The organism is Streptomyces solincola, from assembly GCF_002982015.1.
GTDB classification, from domain to species: domain Bacteria; phylum Actinomycetota; class Actinomycetes; order Streptomycetales; family Streptomycetaceae; genus Streptomyces; species Streptomyces solincola.
Map to the genome: position 1 here is coordinate 1 of NZ_PVLV01000544.1, position 6343 is coordinate 6343.

Annotated in this window: 9 protein-coding genes and 1 tRNA gene; 3 read left to right on the forward strand and 7 right to left on the reverse strand. The window is 75.1% G+C overall.

Annotation, left to right across the window (positions count from 1 at the left end; genetic code table 11):
- Positions 1–72: 72 nt before the first annotated feature.
- Both C6N75_RS26765 and C6N75_RS26770 read right to left on the reverse strand, forming a co-directional pair.
- Positions 73–144 (reverse strand) — tRNA-Val (locus C6N75_RS26765).
- 58 nt (positions 145–202) lie between these two features.
- Positions 203–730, reverse strand: a complete 528-nt coding sequence (locus C6N75_RS26770; RefSeq protein ID WP_181160630.1) for a TIGR02611 family protein — start codon at positions 728–730, stop codon at positions 203–205.
- A 189-nt stretch (positions 731–919) separates the two neighbouring features.
- Between C6N75_RS26770 and C6N75_RS26775 the strand changes: the two genes are divergently transcribed.
- Together C6N75_RS26775 and C6N75_RS26780 are read left to right on the forward strand one after the other, a co-directional pair.
- Positions 920–1333, forward strand: coding sequence for an SsgA family sporulation/cell division regulator (locus C6N75_RS26775; RefSeq protein ID WP_003987206.1), 414 nt, complete (start codon positions 920–922; stop codon positions 1331–1333).
- A gap of 293 nt (positions 1334–1626) precedes the next feature.
- Complete coding sequence (locus C6N75_RS26780) at positions 1627–2187, forward strand: CGNR zinc finger domain-containing protein (protein ID WP_105871452.1); 561 nt, start codon at positions 1627–1629, stop codon at positions 2185–2187.
- Between the two features lie 20 nt (positions 2188–2207).
- Here C6N75_RS26780 and C6N75_RS30980 read toward each other — a convergent pair whose 3' ends face one another.
- Positions 2208–2372 carry a hypothetical protein gene (locus C6N75_RS30980; RefSeq protein WP_181160631.1) on the reverse strand — a complete coding sequence of 55 codons (165 nt, stop codon included), beginning with the start codon at positions 2370–2372 and terminating at the stop codon, positions 2208–2210.
- Positions 2373–2580: 208 nt separating this feature from the next.
- Positions 2581–3033: a hypothetical protein gene (locus C6N75_RS26785; protein ID WP_258177637.1), complete on the reverse strand. Its 453-nt coding sequence runs from the start codon at positions 3031–3033 to the stop codon at positions 2581–2583.
- 183 nt (positions 3034–3216) lie between these two features.
- On the opposite strand from C6N75_RS26785, the gene C6N75_RS26790 reads away from it, so the two are divergent.
- Positions 3217–3717 (forward strand): DsbA family protein, encoded by a 501-nt coding sequence (locus C6N75_RS26790; RefSeq protein ID WP_105871454.1) that lies wholly within the window; start codon positions 3217–3219, stop codon positions 3715–3717.
- Between the two features lie 30 nt (positions 3718–3747).
- Here C6N75_RS26790 and C6N75_RS26795 read toward each other — a convergent pair whose 3' ends face one another.
- The 3 genes from C6N75_RS26795 to C6N75_RS26805 all read right to left on the reverse strand — a co-directional run.
- Positions 3748–4587, reverse strand: a complete 840-nt coding sequence (locus C6N75_RS26795) for a GNAT family N-acetyltransferase (RefSeq protein ID WP_105871455.1) — start codon at positions 4585–4587, stop codon at positions 3748–3750.
- 49 nt (positions 4588–4636) lie between these two features.
- Entirely contained in the window at positions 4637–5464 is an 828-nt protein-coding gene (locus tag C6N75_RS26800) for an aminotransferase class IV (RefSeq protein ID WP_105871456.1), read from the reverse strand.
- The coding region (locus tag C6N75_RS26805; RefSeq protein WP_105871457.1) for a chorismate-binding protein at positions 5461–6343 on the reverse strand (883 nt) is incomplete at its 5' end. The genes C6N75_RS26800 and C6N75_RS26805, both read right to left, overlap by 4 nt.

Genomic DNA, 6343 nt, shown 5'->3' on the forward strand with positions numbered 1-6343 from the left:
TTCGATCCCAGTATCGCCCACCGGACGTTCAGGCCCCGGAGACCGTGTGGTCTCCGGGGCCTGAACGTCCGGTGGGCGATACTGGGATCGAACCAGTGACCCCTTCGGTGTGAACGAAGTGCTCTCCCGCTGAGCTAATCGCCCGGGCGCAGGGCCAACATTACCCCATGTCAGCGGGTGCGCCGACCACCCGTGGCGGCGGTCACTTGCCGATCTCCCAGGGCATGGCGAAGCCGTACTTCCACAGGTAGACGCCGATCAGCGCGCCCATGATGGCGAGGCCGACCGAGGTGAGGATGATGTTGCGCCGCCGCACCTTGGGGTCGAGGGCGCGCTGGGCGGCCTCGGTGACCTTGCGCTTGGTCCAGCGCAGGACGAGCTGCGCCCAGACGAACTCGGTGGCCCAGATCGCCATGCCGGCGAAGATCACCACCCAGCCCGGTCCGGGCAGCACCAGCATGGCGACGCCGGCGGCGACCACCGCGAGGCCGACCACGAACACGCCCACCTGCCAGCTCAGGTGGAGGGTCCGGCGGGCCTGGATGAACGCGGGCGCCCGCGACCCGAGCCCCTGCTCGACGGACGCCGCCTCCTCGGCCGGCCGCTCGCCGGTCGCCGGGGACGGGCCTGGCCGCTCACCGGCCGGCCGCGCCGTCACGTCCCCCGTGGCGGGCGCGGTGGCCACCGGTGCCCCGGCGCCCATCGCCCGCTCGTCACTCTCCGCTTTCATGCGGCCAACTTACCCGACTCACGCGCACCACCGGAATGGCTGCATAACGCCCGGTTGCATACCGCCATCAGAGGTAACCCAAGCCGCACAAAACAGACAGAGGGGTTTACAACGGCACCGTAGGTGGCATGTCGAATTCGCCGACGTGCGAATCCCCGAGCGCACACTGAGCGAAAGGCCCTGGCGCTTATGAACACCACGGTCAGCTGCGAGCTGCACCTGCGCCTCGTTGTATCGAGCGAGTCCTCACTGCCTGTACCGGCGGGCCTGCGGTATGACACGGCCGATCCGTATGCCGTGCACGCCACCTTCCACACCGGAGCCGAGGAGACGGTCGAGTGGGTGTTCGCCCGCGACCTGCTCGCCGAAGGGCTCCACCGCCCCACCGGTACCGGCGACGTCCGGGTATGGCCGTCCCGCAGCCACGGTCAGGGCGTCGTCTGCATCGCACTCAGCTCCCCCGAGGGGGAGGCCCTGCTGGAGGCCCCGGCGCGCGCGCTGGAGTCCTTCCTCAAGCGCACCGACGCCGCCGTGCCCCCCGGCACCGAGCACCGGCACTTCGACCTCGACACGGAGCTCTCCCACATCCTGGCCGAGAACTAGGGCCAGCCGACGCCGCACGGCGCCGTCCGACTCGGGGCGACGGCGCCGCGCGGACAACCTCCCGCGGCCACCGGGCCCGGGTGCGGGACCCACGGGTCCCGTGCCGCGGGCCCGGCCCGGCCGCACCGGGCGACACCTGGGCGCCGCCGCCGCGGACCACCTCCGCGGCGGCGGCGCCCGCGCGCGTCCGGGCGGGCGGGGCGGCCGCCTGCCCGAACGGCCCCCGAGGCGAGCGGCTAGAGTCGGCGCACGATCCGGCGGGCGCCCGCCCGCGGCCGGCCAGGGAGTGAATCGTGCTGATCCCCCACGACACCCGCATCGCGCTCGACACCGTCGTCGACCTGGTGAACACCGCGCCGGAGGGCGGACGGGGCGACGGGCTCGGAGACCTCACGGCGCTCTACGCCTTCGTGCGCGACCACCGGGTCAGCGGCGTGGAGGAGCTGGCCGACCCCGACCTGCGGGCCGTGCGGGCGGTGCGGGAACGCTTCACCGAGGTGTTCGCCGCCCCCGACACCCGGGCCGCGTCCGAGCTGATCAACCAACTGGTGGCCGCGGCCGGCACCACCCCGCAGCTCACCGACCACGACGGCTACGACTGGCACGTGCACTACTTCGCGCCGGGCGCCTCGGTCGCCGACCACCTGGCGGCCGACTGCGGGATGGCGCTGGCCTTCATCGTGGTGGCCGGCGAGCGGGAGCGGCTGCGCCGCTGCGAGGCGCCGGACTGCGGGCGGGCCTTCGTGGACCTCTCCCGCAACCGCTCGCGCCGCTACTGCGACAGCCGCACCTGCGGCAACCGGCTGCACGTGGCCGCCTACCGGGCCCGCCGCAAGGAGGCGGCGACCGGCTGAGCCGGCCCCGGCGCGGCCGCTCATAGGACGAACAGGTCATGGACGGCCGCCATCATCAGCAGGCCGCCGACGACCGAGAGGAAGATCAGCAGCGGCGGCTGGGAGAGGGCGAACAGGCAGCCGCGCGGTTCGTCGGACGCGGCGTCGGCGGTGGCGGGGGCGTTCTCCCGCGAGGTATCGAGCATCTCGGCCGCATCATGGCCCGGCCGGCCGCCCGTCGTTCACCGAAATGGCCTCCTGCGGCCCGCCGTTCATCCCATCTTGTGGTTTGCCGCCGGATTCCGCCCGAGTGGGGCGGGGTCGTCGTGGTAGAAGCCGTCATCGCGTGAATTCCGCGCGGCCGAGGGCGCCGGCTGCTCTCCTGCCTCGCGTCGGACAGGGTGCTTGGTCGGCTCAGATGCCGTGCTTCTTCAGGATCGCCTCGATCTCGCTGAAGTCGTCGCCGCCGCGCGCCGCGTCGGGCTTCCCGGCCGCCGGGCGGCCGCCGGGGCGGGCGGCCGGACCGGTCACCGCGGCCGGGGTGGAGGCGTCCGGCGCGGCCGCGGTCTCGCGGCGCGCGGCCCGGCGCTCCTTGCGGGTGGAGCCGGTCCCGCGCCGCCGCTCGACTCCCCGGGTGACGGCGAACAGCAGCCAGGACAGTCCCAGCACGCCGAAGCCCGCCCAGGCCACCGGGGAGAAGGCGGTCCGGGCCAGCCAGGCCACCGCACCGGTCATCACCAGCCCCAGCGGCACCAGTGCGTAACCGGCGATCCGGGCGGCGGTCAGGAACCGCTTGCGGTAGGCGGTGATCGCGGCGAGCCCCAGCCCGGCCGCGGACACCGCGGAGAGAATCGTCTCGGCAAGCATCCGGTCCTCCAGACGGGCGGCGGGCGTGCGTCCCCTCCATCCTGCACCGCCGGGGGCGGTGCGGGCCATGCCGTCCGGCCGCTCTCAGGGAGATCTCCGGGACGGATCGTCCCTGGGTAGGGCCCCTGCCCCACCGCCCCCGCCGCCGGCCGGCCGTCCGGGGCCCGGTGAGAGACTGGCCCCATGGACCACTCCCCCGCCGTGCTCGACTTCTGGTGCGAGCTCCAGTGCCCCGACTGCCGTACCGCCCTGGCCGACCTGCACGCGCTGCGCGAGCGCTACGGCGACCGGCTGGAGGTGCGGCTGCGCCACTTCCCGCTGGAGAAGCACAAGCACGCCTACGCCGCCGCGCAGGCCGCCGAGGAGGCGTTCACGCAGGGCAGGGGCTGGGCGTACACGGAGGCGGTGCTGGAGACCACCGGCGACCTCGCCGCCCGCGGCGAGCCGTACCTGGTGCGGACCGCCGAGGCGCTGGGGCTGGACGCCGAGGAGTTCGACACCGCGCTGATCGACGGCCGGCACCTGCTGGCCGTCGACGCCGACCAGGCCGAGGGCCGGGCCATCGGCGTCACCGGCACCCCGACCTATGTCATCGGCGGCGAGCGCCTGGACGGCGGGCAGGGGCAGGAGGGGCTGCGGGCCCGGATCGAGGAGATCGCGGACCGGCTGCTGGCCGGCGCCTGACCCGCCCCGCGCGGCGCCCGTCGGCGCGCCTCACACCAGCGGCTTGTGGCAGTGGAGCTGCGTCACCTCGTAGCCCAGCGACTCGTACAGCCGCCGGGCCGGGACGTTGTCGCTGAAGACGTGCAGGCCGATCCGCCGGGCGCCGTCCGCGTGCACGGCCTGCTCGGCCACCCGCATCAGGGACCGCCCCACGCCCCGGCCGCGTGCCCGCTCGGCGACCTCGATGCTCCACACGTACCCGGTCCGCCCCTCCCCCGGCAGGTCGCGCCGGCCGGTCCACAGCCAGCCGATCGCCCGGCCCCGCGCATCCGCGGCCGTGAACAGCCCGGCGCCCTCGGTCGCCAGGCCGTCCGGCAGCAGCTCCCGGTGGCTCTCCTCGGAGCGGGACCGGGCCTGCTCCTCGGGGACGCCCCGGGCCGCCAGGTCGCTCGCGTACCCCTCGACGGCCGTCGGCACGAAGTCCGCGAACTCGGCGTCCGTCATCGGGCGTATCCCGGCGTCGGGGAGGGCGGGCGGCTCCTCGGGCAGCGGCTTGACCATGGAGCGGCCGCGCTCCGCGTACCCGAGGGCCTCGGCCAGTCGGCGGGCCGCGGTGGCGTCGGCGGGCAGGGTGACGTCGACGCGGGCGCAGCGCCAGGCGCGCAGCACCTCCTCCGCGGCGAGCGCGGCGACCGTGCCGCGTCCCCGGCGCCGGTCGGGCTCGGCGATGCACAGGTCGCGGATCTGGCCGACGGAGGGGCCGAAGACGGGCGAGGTGCCCAGTTCGACCGTGCCGACCGGGCGGCTGTTGACGCACACCTCGTAGGGGCGGGTCCTGGTCCCGTCGGCGGTCTGCTGGAGCGGCCCGGCCGGCCGCAGGGTGGTGGTCACCCCCGTGTTCTACCCCCCGGACCGGGCCCCGGTCATCCGGTTGGCGCGCTCACCCTTGGGCGGCGAGCATCCGCTGCGCGCGCTCGGCGAAGACGCGCATCGCCTTGGCGGTCACCGGGCCCGGCGCGCCGGGCAGTTCGCGGCCGTCGATCCGGTGCACCGCCTGCACGTCGCGCAGGGTGGAGGTGAGGAAGACCTCCTCCGCCCGCTCCAGCACGTCCAGCGGCAGGTCGGTCTCCTCCGCACCGGTCCACTCGATGACCAGGTCGCGGGTGATGCCCGCCAGGCAGCCGGAGGCGAGCGGCGGGGTGTGCAGCCGGCCGTCCAGGACGACGAAGACGTTGGAGCCGGTGCCCTCGCAGAGGGCGCCCACCGTGTTGCCGAACAGCGCCTCGGAGGCGCCCTGCCGGTGCGCCCGGGCCAGGGCGACGACGTTCTCCGCGTACGAGGTGGTCTTCAGGCCGGTGAGGACGCCGCGCTCGTTGCGGGTCCAGTCCACGGTGATCACGGCCGTGGTGTCGGGGCGTTCCGCGGCCTCGCCGAGGGCGACGACCAGGGTGGGGCCGGCGTCGCCGCGGTCCGAGCCGAGCGGGGAGGTGCCGCCGGTGTAGGTGATCCGCAGCCGGCCCAGCGGCAGCGGCTCGGCGTCCAGCACGGCGGCGCAGGCCCGGCGCACCTCGTCCAGGTCCGGGTCGGGCAGGCCCAGGCCCCGGGCGGAGCGGACCAGCCGGTCCAGGTGCGGGGTGAGGGCGAAGGCCCGGCCGTGCACGGCCTTGATGGTCTCGAAGACGCCGTCGCCCACGGTCAGGCCGTGGTCCAGCACCGAGACCCGGGCGGTGTCCGCCTCGTGCAGCCCGCCGTCGACCCAGAGTTTCATCTCGCGCTCGTCCTTCCGCTCGCCGCGTACGCCCCCGACGCTACCGCCAGCAGCCGCGACGCCTTCAGCTCGGTCTCCGCCCACTCGCGTTCGGGGTCGGAGTCCCAGGTGATGCCGGCGCCGGTGCCGAAGCGCAGGGCGCCGGCCGGCCGGTCGATCCAGAAGGTGCGTATGCCGACGGCCAGCTCGGCGGTGCGCCGGTCGGCGTCCACCCAGCCGATGCCGCCGCAGTACGGGCCGCGGGGCGCGGTCTCCAGCGCCTCGATGATCGTGAGGGCGCTGGACTTGGGGGCGCCGGTGACCGAGCCGGGCGGGAAGGTGGCCCCCAGCAGCTCGGGCCAGCCCGCCGACGGGGCCAGCCGGCCGCGGACCGTGGAGACCAGGTGCACCAGGCCCGGGTGCGGCTCGACGGCGCACAGCTCGGGGACGGTGACGCTGCCGGTAGCGCAGACCCGGCCCAGGTCGTTGCGGACCAGGTCGACGATCATCACGTTCTCGGCGCGGTCCTTGTCCAGCAGGTCCGCGGCGGTGCGCCCGGTGCCCTTGATCGGTCCGGACTCCACGGTGGTGCCGACCCGGCGCAGGTACAGCTCGGGCGAGGCGGTGGCGATCTCCACGCCGTGCGCCGGCAGGCGGATCGTTCCTGCGTACGGGGCGGGGTTGCCGCGGGCGAGCAGCGCGGTGAGCGCGTCGACGTCGGCGGCGGCCGGGTCGGGCAGCGGCGCGGACAGCACCCGGCAGAGGTTGGCCTGGTAGACCTCGCCGGCCGCGATGTGCTCCCGGATGCGGCGGACGCCGGCGGTGTAGGCGGCGCGGTCCAGCGAGGAGGTCCAGTCGCCGGCGGCCGCCGCATCCGGGAGCACATCGCGGCCGGCGAGG

Excerpts from the sequence above, each read along its gene's own strand:
- C6N75_RS26775 (WP_003987206.1), top strand. The coding sequence starts at position 920 with ATGAACACCACGGTCAGCTGCGAGCTGCACCTGCGCCTCGTTGTATCG.
- C6N75_RS26785 (WP_258177637.1), bottom strand. The coding sequence starts at position 3,033 with ATGCTTGCCGAGACGATTCTCTCCGCGGTGTCCGCGGCCGGGCTGGGG.
- C6N75_RS26770 (WP_181160630.1), bottom strand. The coding sequence starts at position 730 with ATGAAAGCGGAGAGTGACGAGCGGGCGATGGGCGCCGGGGCACCGGTG.
- C6N75_RS26790 (WP_105871454.1), top strand. The coding sequence starts at position 3,217 with ATGGACCACTCCCCCGCCGTGCTCGACTTCTGGTGCGAGCTCCAGTGC.
- C6N75_RS30980 (WP_181160631.1), bottom strand. The coding sequence starts at position 2,372 with ATGCTCGATACCTCGCGGGAGAACGCCCCCGCCACCGCCGACGCCGCG.
- C6N75_RS26800 (WP_105871456.1), bottom strand. The coding sequence starts at position 5,464 with ATGAAACTCTGGGTCGACGGCGGGCTGCACGAGGCGGACACCGCCCGG.